This window comes from Ferrovibrio sp. (assembly GCF_035304305.1).
In the GTDB taxonomy this organism is placed as follows: domain Bacteria; phylum Pseudomonadota; class Alphaproteobacteria; order Ferrovibrionales; family Ferrovibrionaceae; genus Ferrovibrio.
This window is the reverse complement of sequence record NZ_DATGQG010000054.1, coordinates 68,497-82,217: the sequence shown is the minus strand read 5'-3', so window position 1 is coordinate 82,217 and position 13,721 is coordinate 68,497. Positions and strand designations below refer to the sequence as shown.

Genomic DNA, 13,721 nt, shown 5'->3' with positions numbered 1-13,721 from the left:
AACGGTCTATGCGCCGAGTGCCGCCAGTTCGCGGCGGTGCTTCGCCACACCGGGACGCTCTGCGGCGCGCCGCTCGAAATGCGGCTTCACGGCGGCGATCTCGCCGGCGTGCGCACCCGCCCGCAGCCAGAGCTGCCAGAACAGATCGCGCTGGGCATGGCTGCCGCCGATCTGCTGCAGGCCCGACAGGGCCGGCTGCAGCCGCGTGAAGGCGGTGCGCCAGTCGCCGCGGCCGTATGCGAAGACGCCTTCCGCCAGCGGCACGCCGACCTCGCGCCAGATGCGCCCGTTCAGACGATCGGGCAGGGCGGCAACATGATTCTGCAGGCTTGCCAGCAGCCGCGCGGCGGCCGCTTCGCGCCCCGCGCGGGTCAGTGCCAGCAGGTAATGCGCATCCAGGAAAGGCTCGACATGCTCCGGCCCGCGCCGTTCGACATGGTCGGCGACGTCCTGCCAGCGCGCGCCGACGTCGAGGCCGGCGAATTCCAGCCGCGCCAGCAGGGCGGCCGCATTCACCTGGTCCTGGCTGTATTCCTTCCATACGCCCCAGACCTGCTCGTCATAGAGCCGCAGGGCCTCTTCGGGCCGGTCGGAATCGATGGCGAACAGCGCGGCATGCCACCAGTTGTGGCTGCGCATGAAGGAATTCCTGTCCGTCCAGGTATCCGCATGCTCGCTCATGAAGGCGAAGCCTTCCGCGCAGCGGCCCTGCGTCTCCATCACATGGGCCAGCGCGTGATGCGCCCAGGGCTCGGCGCGTTTGAGCTCGATCGCATGCCGGGCCGAGGCTTCGGCCTCGTCGAGCCGGTTCATCTCCTCCAGCGCGAAGGCGCGCATGCCATGCATCTCGGCAGAGGCGCGGTGCGCAGGCAGGGCGGCCTCGGCGATCTCCAGCATTCCGGCCAGGTCGCCGACATGGAACATGTGGAACTGGGTCATCTTCACGGCCGCGAGGTCTTCCGGCCAGTGGTTGACGATCTCGCGGCAGAGCGCGATGGCGCGTTCCGCATCGCCGTCCACCCAGGCGCTGACCTGGGCATGCCAGAGCTGCTCGCGCTCCGTCGTCTTGGCCAGATGCGGCGCCGCGCCGTCCAGCCAGGGGCGCGCCCTGGCGATCGACTGCCCGGTCTGCAGGAACATCTCCAGCGCGGCCGCCTTGGCCTGCGCCATCACGCAGGCGGGATCGGCGCGGGCGGCGTCCCAGACCGTCGCGGCCGTGGTGCCATAGGTCAGGAAGCTGGTGTCGAAGGTATCGAGGCCGGTGACGACGTCCGGATCGTCGGTGGCGATCGGCAGGCCCCAGCGGTCGTTCAGCATGTCATTGCTGCCAGTCGTTGATGCGATCCAGCGGATAGATGGGACGGCGCAGCTTTTCGTATTTCAGCTTGCTGTTGTCGGAGGTCGTCACGCCCTCGCCATCCAGCGTGAAGGTCGCCCTGGCCAGCGGCGCGAAGCCCGCGCGGTAGTGGATGCGCGACTTCAGCAGCAGGTAGCGCTTGTGCTGCGGATCGATGCCCACCGAGGTGAAGACGCCGGTATCCCAGGGTTCGTGATGGCGCGACACGACGACGATCTGCATGCGGCCGTCGACCTCCAGCACGGCGGTGGGGCCCATCATCACCTTGTAGCCGTTATACATCGGCCCGCGCACGATCCATTCGCCATCGGTGATCGTGCGGACCTTGCCGGTCAGCTTCAGCGGCCGGCCCTTGAGGCCGAGCGAGGGCATGTCGGTCTTGCCGCCCAGCTCCAGCGTCACGGTCGCGCCGACGCCCGCCTTCTGCATGATCTGCACGGCCTCCGGGTCCCAGACGGCGCCGACGGCGACATCCTCCAGTCCCTGCCGCAGCACTTCCTCGATCACCATCATCACGTCCTGGGTGCCGCCCGAGCCGCAATTGTCGGCATGGTCGAGCAGGATCACCGGGCCGTCCTTGATCTGTTTGGCCTTCGCCACGCTCTCGGCCAGGTCGCGGTGGCGGTAGACATGCTGGTCGCGCTTGTCCCAGACCTGCGCCGCGATGGCGTCGGCGGCCGCATCGGCCTGCTGCTGGTCATTGCCGACGGTGATGACCGTGGTGCCGGCATCCTTGAAATCGGCGAGCGCGAAGCCGCCGAACACGCTGGCGCAGGGCAGTCCCCTGGCTTCCTCGTTCCGGCAGGCCTGGATGGCCGATTTCATCGGCTCGTCATCGGTGCCCTGGCACAGGGTCTGCGACAGCAGCGGCAGCTGGCGGAGCGCCATGGCCGGCTTCGGCCGCTTGCCGGCGATGAATTCCATCACGACGCGGCCGACCTGGCCCGCGACGACATCCATATCGACATGCGGATAGGTCTTGTAGCCGATCAGCGCGGTGCAGTTCTCCACCATCTTCGGAGTGAGATTGCAGTGCAGGTCGAGGGTGACGGCGATCGGCAGGTCCGGCGCGATGCGGCGGATCTGCTCCAGCAGGGTGCCTTCCCCGTCATCGGTGCCTTCCGCCACCATGGCGCCGTGCAGGTCCAGCAGGCAGCCGTCGCAGCCCTGGCGCACCGCCTCGAGAATCGGATCGGTCAGCCGCTTGTAGGCGTCCGCCGTCACCTTGCCGCCCGGCATCGCCTCGGCCGCCATCGGCAGCACCACCTCGGCGCCGTATTCCTTCGCGAGGTTGAGATAGACGCCGAGCGGCATGTTGGTCTTGGCATAGGCCTCGATGGCGGCCTGGCCGGTATAGAGCCCCCAGGCCTCGAACCGCGCCCAGTCGGTCACGATGGGAGAGAAGGTATTGGTCTCATGCTTCATCATCGCAAGGACGAGTTTCATCGGGGCAGCAATCCTGGTTTTTCGTTGGTGGGCGAATGAAAGTCTAAGGCCAGCCCGCCGGCCCTGTCACGCCGCTCGCGCCGGTTCCGCCCGCAGTGGTGGCAAAGAAAAACCCCGGCGGTTGCCCGCCGGGGTTTCGCAGTTGCAGCAATGACGCTGCGATCAGTCGTTCCGCTGGCCGAACAGGCTCAACAGGGCCATGAAGATGTTCAGGAAGTTCACGTAGAGAGCTACCGCGCCGAACACCGCCTGCTTGGTCAGCACATCGGACGGGGTACCCTCGTAGAACTCCGACTTGATCCGCTGCGTATCATAGGCGGTCAGGCCGGTGAAGACCAGCACGGTGATCGCCGAGACCGCCATCTGCAGCACGGTCGAGCCGAGGAAGATGTTCACCACGCTGGCGATGATCAGGCCGATCACGCCCATGAACAGGAAGGCGCCCATCCCGGTCAGGTCGCGTTTGGTGGTATAGCCCCACAGGCTCATGGCGCCGAACATGGCGGCGGTGATGAAGAAGATCCGCAGGATCGACTCGCCGGTGTAGACAAGAAAGATCGTGGAGATCGACAGGCCCATCGTGGCGGTGAAGGCCCAGTAGAGCACCTGCACCGTGCCCGCCGACATGCGGTTGGCGCCGAAGCTCATGGCCAGCAGAATGCCGAGCGGCGCCAGCATGACCACGAAGGCCAGGCCGCTGCCGAACAGGGTCTGCATCAGGGCGGGGGACTGGGCGACCAGCAGGGCCACGATGGCGCTGAGCGCCAGGCCCGAGCCCATATAATTGTAAACCCGCAGCATATAGGCGCGCAGCGCCTCATCGATCGTCGCCCGGTCGATCGTGGTGGCGCCGTAGCCATAGCGCGGCTGGTTGAACGGCGTCGACATGGGTTTGCCTCCAAAGGTTATGTCATTTGTGCAGAGGTATATTGTCTGGCAGGCTCCCGATTTCAAGGATAATCGGCCTGTCGGGAACCAATTAAGCCCTTCACAGGTCTGGCATTTCAATTTTCTGTTCAGGATGTGACGCCGGTACTCGTCAGTAGGCGAACTATCGCGTAGAAGGCGCCTCCCCCGGGCCGAAAACCGCCCATCCAGGAGTCCCATGACCCTCTCTACCCCGTCTTCCGCCGGGCCGGCGGCTTCCGGCAGCCACTCGCTGCTGCGCCTGACCCTGATCCTGGGGGCGCTGAGCGCCTTTACCCCGCTGGCCGTGGACATGTACCTGCCCGGCCTGCCGGCGCTGGAGCGCGCCCTGGCGACCGACGCCGGCAAGGTCCAGCTCACGCTGTCGATCTTCTTCCTCGGCCTGGCGATCGGGCAGCTTTTCTACGGGCCGCTGAGCGACCGGTTCGGCCGCCGCATGCCGCTGCTGATCGGCAACCTGCTCTATGTCGGCGCCTCGCTGGCCTGCGCGCTGGCGCCCAATGTCGACACGCTGATCGCCGCCCGTTTCCTGCAGGCCTTCGGCAGCTGCGCGGGCATGGTGATCGCCCGCGCCATGGTCCGCGACCTGTTCGAACCGCGCGAGGGGGCGCGGGTCATGTCGCTGCTGATGCTGGTGATGGGGGTGGCGCCGATCCTCGCACCGCTGCTCGGCGGCTACATGCTGGTCTGGTTCGACTGGCATTCGATCTTCTGGTTTCTCGCCGGCTTCGGGCTGCTCACCATGGTGGTGGCCCGGATCGGCCTGCCCGAGACCAACCGCCCGCAGCCGCAGGCCCGGCTGACCATCGGCACGGCGCTGCGCAGCTACGGCCAGCTGCTGGTGCAGCGCCGCTTCATGGGCTACACGCTCGCCTCCAGCCTCGGCATGGGCGGCATGTTCGCCTATATCGCCGGCTCGCCCTTCATCTTCATCGACCTGTTCCGGGTGCCCGCCGATGCCTTCGGCTGGATCTTCGGAGTCAATGCCATCGGCATCATCGGCATGTCGCAGGTGAACCGCTTCCTGCTGCGCCGTTTCACTCTGGACGAGGTGCTGATCGTGGGCATCTGGGCCATGGCCCTGGCCGGCCTGGCGCTGCTGGTCGCCGCCTGGTTCGGCGCCGGCGGAATGATCGGGATCTGGCTGCCGCTGTTCCTCTACATCGCCAGCCTCGGCGCCGTGCTGCCCAATGCCGGCGCTTCCGCCATGGCCGGCGAGGCGCATCGCGCCGGCACGGCGGCGGCGCTGATGGGCACCCTGCAGTTCATCCTCGGCGCCGTCACCAGTGCCATGGTCGGCGCGCTGCATGACGGCACGGCCCTGCCGATGGCGATCATCGTGGCGCTCAGCGGCATCGGCGGCCTGGTGGCGCGGCTGGTTCTGGTGCGGTGAGGGTTACGGCCTGAGCTGCGCCAGCCAGATGGTGTGGCCGGTGCAATCGGGGTCATCGGCCCTGTGCGCGACGACCTCGAAGTCCTGGGCATCCAGCTGTGAGCGGTATTCTTCCGGCGCGAGGCTGGCGTGGTAGAGCGGCTCGCCGTGATAGCTCCCGATCGCCTCGCCGTGATACGGCCCGCTGGTGAACATCAGCGCGGCACCCGACGCGGCATGCTTCCGGAACAGCGGGAACATGCGGCGCTGATCCTCCACGGTGAGGCGGAAAAAGCTGTCCCAGGCGAGGATGCCGTCGAATTGCTGCTCCAGTGACAGCAGCCGCATGTCGGCCACCGACCAGCGATGCGCGGGAAACCGTTCACGGCACAGCGCGATCAGGCTCGGCGACGAATCGATGCCGGTGAGCCGGCAGCCCTGCCCGATCAGATAGGCGGCAATGGGTTCGCCATGGCCGCAGCCGATATCGAGCACCGCGGGCGCGGGCGGCAGCAGACCGAGAAAGCGGTCGAGCCAGGCCTTCTCGAACAGCGAACGGCCGCGCTCGGCGTCGTAGGCCTGCGCATGCCGCTCGTATAAGCCGATGATCTGATCTGCCGCCATCAGGCGGTTCTTAGCAGCGGCGCGGGTTTGGCCGCCAGTGCCTGCCAGGCGCCGATCAGGCCGAGCGCCAGGGTGGCGATCACGCCGCCGATGGCGGTGACGGCCGCGACACCGGGCGCGAAGACGAAATTGGCGTTCATCAGCTGCGTCACCATGGCCCAGGCGGCCAGCCAGCCGAGCAGGAAGGCCACGACGGCGCCGACCAGCCCGACGAGGCCGTATTCGATCAGATGCGCCGCGAGGATGTCGCGCCGCGTGGCGCCCAGCGCCTTCAGCACTGCGCTTTCCCGCAGCCGCTTGCGGTGCTCGGCCGCCAGCGCGCCGGCCAGCACGAAGAGGCCGGCGATCAGGGTGACGGCGGCCGCGCCGCGCACGGCGGCACCGAGCTTCTCGACCATGGCATTCAGCTCGCCCAGCACGTCCTTCATGCGCACGACCGAGACATTGGGGAATTGCCGCGTCACGTCGCGGAACAGCGCGACCTCGGCGGCGGCATCGGCCTTCACCGTTGCCAGGAAGGTATGCGGCGCGCGTTCAAGCAGGCCGGGCGAGAAGACGAGCACGAAATTGATCCCGAAGGACGACCAGTCGAGGCGGCGGATGCTGGCGATCTCGGCCTCGATGTCGCGGCCGAGGATGTTCACCGTGAGCCGGTCGCCGATCCATACGCCGAGGCCTCTGGCGGCGCGCTCTTCCATCGAGATCAGCGGCGGACCGTCATAGTCCGGCTGCCACCATTGCCCGGCCACCAAAGTCGAGCCCTCAGGCAGCGTGCGCGCATAGGTCAGGCCGCGGTCGCCCTGCAGCACCCAGCGCTGTTCGGGCGTCACATCCACCTGGTCGGCCGGCACATCCTTCACCCTGGTGATGCGGCCGCGCAGGTTCGGCACGGTGTCGAAATCGCGCGCGCCCGGCGTGGCGGACACCAGGGCGGCGATCTCGCCGCGCTGCTGCGGCTGGATGTCGAGCAGGAAGAAGGCCGGCGCCTCGTCGGGCAGGCGGTCCTCCACCTGGGCATGCAGGTTGCCTTCCACCAGCGCGATGGCGACCAGCAGCGTCAGCGAGACGCCGAGCGACAGCAGCAGTGCCGCCGTTGCCGCGCCGGGCCGGTGCAGGCTGGAGAGCGCGAGTTTCAGCCGCGCGCCGCGCGGCGGCCTGATCCGCCGCGCCAGCGCCGAAACGCCGAGCGCGAAGAGCCGGAACAACAGGAAGGCGACGATGGCGGCGATGACGAAATAGAAGGCGAAGCGCCGTTCGGTGGCGCCCAGCACCGCCATGGCGGCAAGGCCGGCGAACAGCGCCAGCGTCGCCAGCAGATAGGGCAGGCGGGGCCAGCGCTTTCCCGGCGCGACGAGGTCGCGGTAGAGGGCGGCCGGGCGGATATCGGCGGCGCGCGCCAGCGGCCAGACGGTGAAGGCGAGCGCCACCAGCAGACCGTAGATGCCGGCCAGGATGAGCGGCATCGCGTAAAGTCCCGGCACCATGGGCAGCGGCATGATGCGGGCCAGGGCGCCGGCGGCAAGATTGGGGACGGCCGCGCCGATGACGATGCCCAGCGCGATGCCGAATGCCGCCAGCAGCATGGTCTGCCAGAGATAGACGCGGAAGATGAAGCCGGTCGTCGCGCCGACGGATTTCAGCGTGGCGATCGTCGGCGTTTTGCCCTGCAGATGGGCATGCACGGCATTGGCCACGCCGACGCCGCCGATCAGCAGGGCGGTCAGCCCGATCAGCACGAGGAAAAGCGAGGCGCGGTCGAGGAAGCGTTTCACGCCTGGGCTGCCTTCGCGCCAGTCGCGGATGCGCCAGCCGGCGGAGGGAAATTCGCGCTCGGCCGCCGCCTGCACCGCCGCGGCGCTCGCGCCCTCGGGCAGCAGGAGGTGGTATTCCCAGTAGGCGAGGCTGCCGGGCTGGATCAGCTGCGTCTGCGGCAGGGCATCGAGGCTGATCATCACGCGCGGGCCCAGGGTGAAGCCCGCCGTGGCACGGTCGGGCTCGCGGGTAATCACGGCGCGGATCTCGAACTCCGCCTCGCCGAGGCGGATGCGGTCGCCGATGCTGGCATCCAGCCGGATCAGCGCCTGCGGATCGACGGCAGCGCCGAACACGCCGCCGCGTTGGCGCAGCGCCGCCTGCAGCTCGGCGCCATTCTCCAGTTCCATGCGGCCATAGAGAGGGTAGGCCGGTCCGACCGCCTTCATCTCCACCAGCACGCTCTGCTGCGTCTGCGGCGCATGGCCCATCACGCGCATCTGCACGCTTTCCGACAGGCGGCCCTGCTGCTCGAGGAAGGCGCGTTCGGCCGCTTCGGCCGGACGGTGCGTCAGGCGGAACTCGATGTCGCCGCCGAGCAGCGAACGCCCGTCGCGCTCGAGGCCGGTGATGATGGCGGCCGACAGGGTGCCGATCGCGGCGATGACCGCGACTCCGAGCGCGAGACAGGCCACGAACAGGCGGAAGCCGCGCAGGCCGCCGCGCAGCTCGCGCAGTGAAAAGCGGAGACTCAGCATTATTCGGCCGCCTTCGGGCGCGCCCTGGCGGTGCCCTGCGTGACCGACCTGATGCGGCCGTCCTCGATATGCACGACGCGGTCGCAGAGCGATGCCAGCTGGTCGTCATGGGTGATCAGCACCAGGGTGGAGTTCAGCCGCGCCGCCTCGCCGAACATCAGCTCGATGATGGCATGGCCTGTCGCGCCGTCGAGGTTGCCGGTCGGCTCGTCGGCCAGCAGCAGGGCGGGCCGCGGCGCCACGGCGCGGGCCAGCGCGACGCGCTGCTGCTCGCCGCCGGACAGCTGGGCGGGATAATGCGTTTCGCGGTGATCCAGCCCGACCTGCCTCAGCGCGGCGCGGGCGCGCTCGATGGCATCCGGCGCGCCGGCCAGTTCCAGCGGCACGGCGACATTCTCCAGCGCCGTCATGGTCGGGATCAGGTGGAAACTCTGGAACACGATGCCGACATTGGCGCGGCGCCACAGCGCCAGCTGATCCTCGTTCAGGGCGTTGAGATCGGCGCCGGCCACCCGTACCTCGCCCTCGCTGACCCGTTCCAGCCCGGCCAGCACCGCCAGCAGGGTCGATTTGCCCGAACCCGAGGGGCCGACGATGCCGACCCGCTCGCCGGCTTCGATCCCGAGGTCGATGCCGCGCAGGATATTGACCGGCCCGGCCGTGCTCTGCAGCGTGAGCTTCACGCCGGTCAGGCCGATGATGGTGTCGACACCGGCAGATCCGGCCTTAAATGGGTCCATGAACAGGGTTTCCGCAGAAAAGAAGGCGATGATGCAAGTACACGCAGGATATGGACCATTCCGGCGCTGGCGCAACGCGGCTTTGGCGCTGGCGGTGATGCTGGTCACGCTGGCCGCCCATGGGGTGCTTGCGGCCCCGCTCAGGATCCTGGCCCTGGGTGACAGCCTGACGGCGGGCTACAACCTGCCGGCCGATGCCTCTTTCCCGGCCCAGCTCGAAAAGGCGCTGCGGGAGAAGGGCGTGCAGGCGCAGGTGATCAATGCCGGCGTTTCGGGCGATACCACGGCGGGCGGGCTGGCCAGGCTGGACTGGGCGCTGGCCGACAGGCCGACCCACGCGCTGGTGGCCCTGGGTGCCAACGACATGCTGCGCGGCCTGCCGCCCGAGGAGGCCAGGGCCAATCTCGACAGGATCATCACCCGGCTGAAGCAGGAAAACGTGAAGGTCATGCTGGTCGGCATGCTGGCGGCGCCCAATCTGGGCGCCGATTACGGGAAGCGGTTCAACCCGATCTATCCCGACCTGGCGAAGAAGCATGACGTGCCGCTCTATCCCTTCTTCCTGGACGAGGTGGCGAACAACCCGAAGCTCAATCTGGGTGACGGAATACATCCCAACCGGGAGGGCGTCGCCACCATGGTCCGCAAGATGCTGCCCCAGATTTTGGGGTTTCTCGGCGCCTGAAGCCGCAAATCTGGTTGTAAATTCGTTGGCCTGCCGACAAGATGGGCCATCTTCCCCATCCGGCGGCCGCGGTCGCCCCAGTCTTGAGTAGGAGTTTTGTCATGGAGTTCCGTCGCTTGGGCCGCACCGACATCTCGGTCAGCCTGATCTGCCTGGGGACCATGACCTGGGGGCAGCAGAACACCGAGGCCGAGGCCCATGCCCAGCTCGATTACGCCCTGGAGCGCGGCATCAACTTCATCGACACCGCCGAGATGTACCCGGTGCCGCCCCAGGCCGAGACGGCCGGGCGGACCGAGACCTATATCGGCACCTGGCTGAAGGCGCGGAAGAACCGCGACAAGATCGTGCTGGCCACCAAGGTGGCGGGCCGCGGCTATCCCTCGCGCGGCAGCTTCGAATGGCTGCGCGAGAAGGGCACGCCCGCCACCGAGCTCAGCCCAAAGCAGATCCGCTACGCCGTCGAGGCGAGCCTGAAAAAGCTGCAGACCGATTACATCGACCTGTACCAGACCCACTGGCCCGATCGCTCTACCAACAATTTCGGCAAGGCGGAATACAGCCATGTCGAGGAGCAGACGAACGCCATCGAGGACATCCTCGGCGCGATGCAGGATCTGGTGAAGGAAGGCAAGATCCGCGCCTTCGGTCTTTCCAATGAAAGCCCCTGGGGCACCATGCGGCATCTGCATCTGGCCGAAACCCGCGGCCTGCCGCGTGTCGTCTCGATCCAGAATCCCTACAACCTGCTGAACCGCTGGTACGAGGCGGGCCTCGCGGAGATCACCCACCGCGAGGATGTCGGGCTGCTCGCCTATTCGCCGCTCGCCATGGGCGTGCTGGCCGGCAAGTATCTCGGCGGCGCCCGCCCGCCCGGCGCGCGGCTGACCCTGTTCACGCGCTTCACCCGCTACAGCAATCCGCAGGTCGACCGCGCTGCCGAGCGTTACGTGGCGCTGGCGCGGCAGCACGGCCTCGATCCGGCACAGATGGCGCTGGCCTTCGTGAATTCGCGGCCGTTCGTCACGTCCAACATCATCGGCGCGACGTCGATGGAGCAGCTGAAGACCGATATCGACAGCATCGATGTGAAACTGTCACAGGAGGTTCTTGACGGCATCGAGGCGATCCATCGCGATCAACCGAACCCGGCCGCCTGATCCGTGTTGGAATAACAGGGGTTGCGCGTCCCATCTGGGCATTTCTGCCCGTACCTGCGGAGGGCTGAGCCATGATCCGCTTGTTTGTCGCCCTGAGTTTCCCGGATGAAGTCCGCAACTCGCTTGCCACCCTATGCGCCGGCGTCCCCGGCGCCCGCTGGTCGAAACCCGAACAATTCCATCTCACGCTCCGCTTCATCGGCGAGGTCGACGGCCGTGTGGCGCATGCGGTCGCCGAGGAGCTGTCGGGCATCGTGATGCCGTCCTTCGAGCTGAGGCTGTTCGGCGTCGGCACCTTCGGCGACAAGCGCAAGATCCATTCGCTCTGGGCCGGCGTACGGCCCAGCCCGCCGCTGCTCCGGCTGCAGGAAAAGGTCGACAATGCCTGCCTGCGGGCCGGCATGGCGCCCGACCGGCGCAAATTCGCGCCGCATGTCACCCTGGCGCGGCTGAACAACGCCCCGATCGACCGGCTCGGCGCCTTCCTCAGCCATCATGCGCTCTACGAGGCGCCGCCCTTCCTGTGTGACCGCTTCGTGCTCTATTCCAGCTTCCTCTCCAGCTCCGGTGCGATCTACACGCCGGAACGCGTCTACCGCCTCGACGGGCTGAGCGAGGAAGAGGGTGAGAATGACTGGATGGCCGACGAGGCCGAGCACTGGGACCGTCAGGAGATGGCGGCCTATGGTTATGCCGACTGAGTGGAATGACGGGTAAGACGCGGTCCATCGTCATCCTGACCGGTGCGGGCATTTCGGCGGAATCGGGCCTCGGCACCTTCCGCGACAAGGACGGCCTGTGGACGAAATACGACCTCAGCGAGGTCGCGACGCCGGAAGGCTTCAGCCGCAATCCGGTGCTGGTGCACGACTTCTACAACGCGCGGCGTAAGAACCTGATCGAGGCCCTGCCGAATGCCGCCCATGCGGCGCTGGCGCGGCTCGAGCAGAGCTGGGAGGGCGACTTCCTGCTGGTGACGCAGAATGTCGACGACCTGCATGAGCGCGCCGGATCGAAGCGCGTGCTGCACATGCATGGCGAGCTGCGCAAGGCGCGCTGCGGGATGTGCGAGCATGTCTGCGCCTGGGACGGCGATATGGGGATTGCCACGGCCTGTCCCTCCTGCGGCATCAGGCAGGCGATGCGGCCGCATGTGGTCTGGTTCGGCGAGATGCCGCTTTACATGGACGAGATTTACGCCGCGCTCGACAGCTGCGATCTGTTTCTCTCGATCGGCACCTCGGGCCAGGTCTATCCCGCGGCAGGGTTCGTCGCCGAACTGCGCCGCGCCGGCCGGGCCCATACGGTGGAGCTGAATCTGGAACGCTCGGACGGCCATACACTGTTTGCCGAGGGGCGCTACGGCCCGGCAACGCAGGTGGTTCCGGACTATGTCGAGGAGCTGCTGCGCCGGCTCTGAGCGTTACGCGACGCTGGCTTCGATGCGGTCCATATCCTCGTCGGACAGGCCGAGATGGTGGCCGATCTCATGGATCAGCACGTGGCGCACGACGCGGCGCAGCGGCTCGCCGGTTTCGCACCAGTAATCCAGCAGCGGCCGGCGGTAGAGAAATATCATCGCCGGCAGGGTTCCGGTATCGCCGCGTTCCTCGGCCAGGATGCTGCCGCCGGCATAGAGGCCCAGCAGGTCGAAGGGGCTCTCGCAGCCCATCTCCCGCAGCGTTTCCTCGTCGGGAAATTCGGCAACCTGCACAGGAACGCCGTCGATGTAGCGTCCCAGCGCCGGGCGCAGGCGGTTCAGTTCCGCCTCGGCCATTGCGGCAAGGTCGTCCAGGCTCGGCGGTGTCAGATCGTGAGAAGACGCCATGCGGCGGATCGCCCCATTCCCGGTTGCAGCGGTTGATGCAGCAGGGGCAGCGCGTTAGCTTCCCCGGCAATGTCGCCGAGGAGGATGGCATGGCACCGGTCGATCGGAAAGTGGCGAAGCTGGAAGGACCCGCGCGTACCGCCGCTTTGCAGGGTCTGACCCGCTGGCGCGAGGTCGAAGGCCGCGATGCGATTGCCGCGCGCTTCGCGTTCGCCGATTTCAACACCGCTTTCGCCTTCATGACGCGCGTGGCGCTGATGGCGGAAAAGCTCGACCATCATCCGGAATGGTTCAATGTCTACAACCGCGTGGAGATCCTGCTGACGACGCATGATGCCGGCGGGCTGAGCGAACGCGACATCGCGCTCGCGACGTTTATCAACGAGGCTGCCGCCACGCTGGGCGGCAAGGAGGTCTGAATGTCGGGGCCGGCACAGAGGGGCCTGCTGCGCGGGCTGGTGATCACGGCGGTGCTCGCCGTGCTCGCGCTCGGCGCCTATGTCGTTTTCGCGTCGCTGATCCCGCGTTCGTCGCAGGATGGCGGCAGCGGCCAGGTGACGATCGGCGGGCCGTTCGAGCTGGTCGATCATGAGGGTAGAACGGTCACCGACAGGGATTTCGCCGGCCGGCTGATGCTGATCTATTTCGGCTTCACCAACTGCCCGGATATCTGTCCGACGGGCCTGCAGACCATGGCGATCGCCATGGACGAGCTGGGCGCGGCCGGCGAGAAGGTGCAGCCGCTGCTGATCACCGTCGATCCCGAACGGGATACGCCGGCCGTGATGAAGGAATACGTGCAGGCCTTCCATGAGCGGCTGGTCGGACTGACCGGCACGCCGGAGCAGATCGCGAAGGTCGCGCGGGAATACCGGGTCTATTACCAGAAGGTCGCGCTGAAGGATTCCAGCCTGGGCTATTCCGTCGACCATTCCGGCTTCATCTACCTGATGGACGGCGAGGGGAAATATCTCACCCATTTCCGCCACGACACGACCCCCGAGCAGATGGCGGAGCGGATCAAAAGCAAGCTCTAGCCTCGACCTTCGGACTGATGCCGCGCCGGCCTTGA

The 13,721-nt window shown here is 67.2% G+C and carries 14 protein-coding genes; 7 read left to right on the top strand and 7 right to left on the bottom strand.

Features of this window, described 5'->3' with window-relative positions:
* Positions 1-6: 6 nt before the first annotated feature.
* The 3 genes from VKZ87_RS06635 to VKZ87_RS06625 all read right to left on the bottom strand — a co-directional run bounded on the left by VKZ87_RS06635 (position 7) and on the right by VKZ87_RS06625 (position 3,691).
* Positions 7-1,317 carry a tetratricopeptide repeat protein gene (locus VKZ87_RS06635; RefSeq protein WP_324220465.1) on the bottom strand — a complete coding sequence of 437 codons (1,311 nt, stop codon included), beginning with the start codon at positions 1,315-1,317 and terminating at the stop codon, positions 7-9.
* Between the two features lies 1 nt (position 1,318).
* Positions 1,319-2,803: a M81 family metallopeptidase gene (locus VKZ87_RS06630; protein WP_324220464.1), complete on the bottom strand. Its 1,485-nt coding sequence runs from the start codon at positions 2,801-2,803 to the stop codon at positions 1,319-1,321.
* A gap of 162 nt (positions 2,804-2,965) precedes the next feature.
* The gene (locus tag VKZ87_RS06625) at positions 2,966-3,691 is read right to left on the bottom strand and encodes a Bax inhibitor-1/YccA family protein (protein ID WP_324220463.1); all 726 of its coding nucleotides are present in this window, start codon (positions 3,689-3,691) and stop codon (positions 2,966-2,968) included.
* Between the two features lie 217 nt (positions 3,692-3,908).
* On the opposite strand from VKZ87_RS06625, the gene VKZ87_RS06620 reads away from it, so the two are divergent.
* Positions 3,909-5,123 (top strand): Bcr/CflA family multidrug efflux MFS transporter, encoded by a 1,215-nt coding sequence (locus tag VKZ87_RS06620; RefSeq protein ID WP_324220462.1) that lies wholly within the window; start codon positions 3,909-3,911, stop codon positions 5,121-5,123.
* Between the two features lie 3 nt (positions 5,124-5,126).
* Here the strand turns inward: VKZ87_RS06620 and VKZ87_RS06615 are convergent, their stop codons facing one another.
* The 3 genes from VKZ87_RS06615 to VKZ87_RS06605 are packed head-to-tail and all read right to left on the bottom strand — an operon-like array spanning position 5,127 to position 8,976.
* Positions 5,127-5,726: a class I SAM-dependent DNA methyltransferase gene (locus VKZ87_RS06615; protein ID WP_324220461.1), complete on the bottom strand. Its 600-nt coding sequence runs from the start codon at positions 5,724-5,726 to the stop codon at positions 5,127-5,129.
* Complete coding sequence (locus VKZ87_RS06610; protein WP_324220460.1) at positions 5,726-8,236, bottom strand: ABC transporter permease; 2,511 nt, start codon at positions 8,234-8,236, stop codon at positions 5,726-5,728. The genes VKZ87_RS06615 and VKZ87_RS06610 overlap by 1 nt, the downstream gene beginning before the upstream one ends.
* Entirely contained in the window at positions 8,236-8,976 is a 741-nt protein-coding gene (locus tag VKZ87_RS06605; protein ID WP_324220459.1) for an ABC transporter ATP-binding protein, read from the bottom strand. Before VKZ87_RS06605 ends, VKZ87_RS06610 begins: the two co-directional genes overlap by 1 nt.
* 28 nt (positions 8,977-9,004) lie before the next feature.
* Here VKZ87_RS06605 and VKZ87_RS06600 point away from each other — a divergent pair, with 28 nt between their 5' ends.
* The 4 genes from VKZ87_RS06600 (at position 9,005) to cobB (ending at position 12,241) form a co-directional block, all read left to right on the top strand.
* Entirely contained in the window at positions 9,005-9,661 is a 657-nt protein-coding gene (locus VKZ87_RS06600; RefSeq protein ID WP_324220458.1) for an arylesterase, read from the top strand.
* Between the two features lie 101 nt (positions 9,662-9,762).
* Complete coding sequence (locus VKZ87_RS06595; RefSeq protein ID WP_324220457.1) at positions 9,763-10,821, top strand: NADP(H)-dependent aldo-keto reductase; 1,059 nt, start codon at positions 9,763-9,765, stop codon at positions 10,819-10,821.
* Positions 10,822-10,892: 71 nt separating this feature from the next.
* Complete coding sequence (thpR, locus tag VKZ87_RS06590; protein ID WP_324220456.1) at positions 10,893-11,522, top strand: RNA 2',3'-cyclic phosphodiesterase; 630 nt, start codon at positions 10,893-10,895, stop codon at positions 11,520-11,522.
* Between the two features lie 5 nt (positions 11,523-11,527).
* Positions 11,528-12,241, top strand: coding sequence for a Sir2 family NAD+-dependent deacetylase (gene cobB / locus VKZ87_RS06585; protein WP_324220455.1), 714 nt, complete (start codon positions 11,528-11,530; stop codon positions 12,239-12,241).
* A gap of 3 nt (positions 12,242-12,244) precedes the next feature.
* On the opposite strand, the gene VKZ87_RS06580 is transcribed toward cobB, so the two are convergent.
* On the bottom strand, positions 12,245-12,649 hold the full coding sequence (locus VKZ87_RS06580; protein WP_324220454.1) for a metallopeptidase family protein: 405 nt from the start codon (positions 12,647-12,649) through the stop codon (positions 12,245-12,247).
* Positions 12,650-12,738: 89 nt separating this feature from the next.
* Here VKZ87_RS06580 and VKZ87_RS06575 point away from each other — a divergent pair, with 89 nt between their 5' ends.
* A complete protein-coding gene (locus VKZ87_RS06575) occupies positions 12,739-13,068 on the top strand; it encodes a 4a-hydroxytetrahydrobiopterin dehydratase (RefSeq protein WP_324220453.1) in 330 nt (109 codons plus the stop codon).
* Positions 13,069-13,686, top strand: coding sequence for an SCO family protein (locus VKZ87_RS06570; RefSeq protein ID WP_324220452.1), 618 nt, complete (start codon positions 13,069-13,071; stop codon positions 13,684-13,686).
* Positions 13,687-13,721 lie beyond the last annotated feature (35 nt).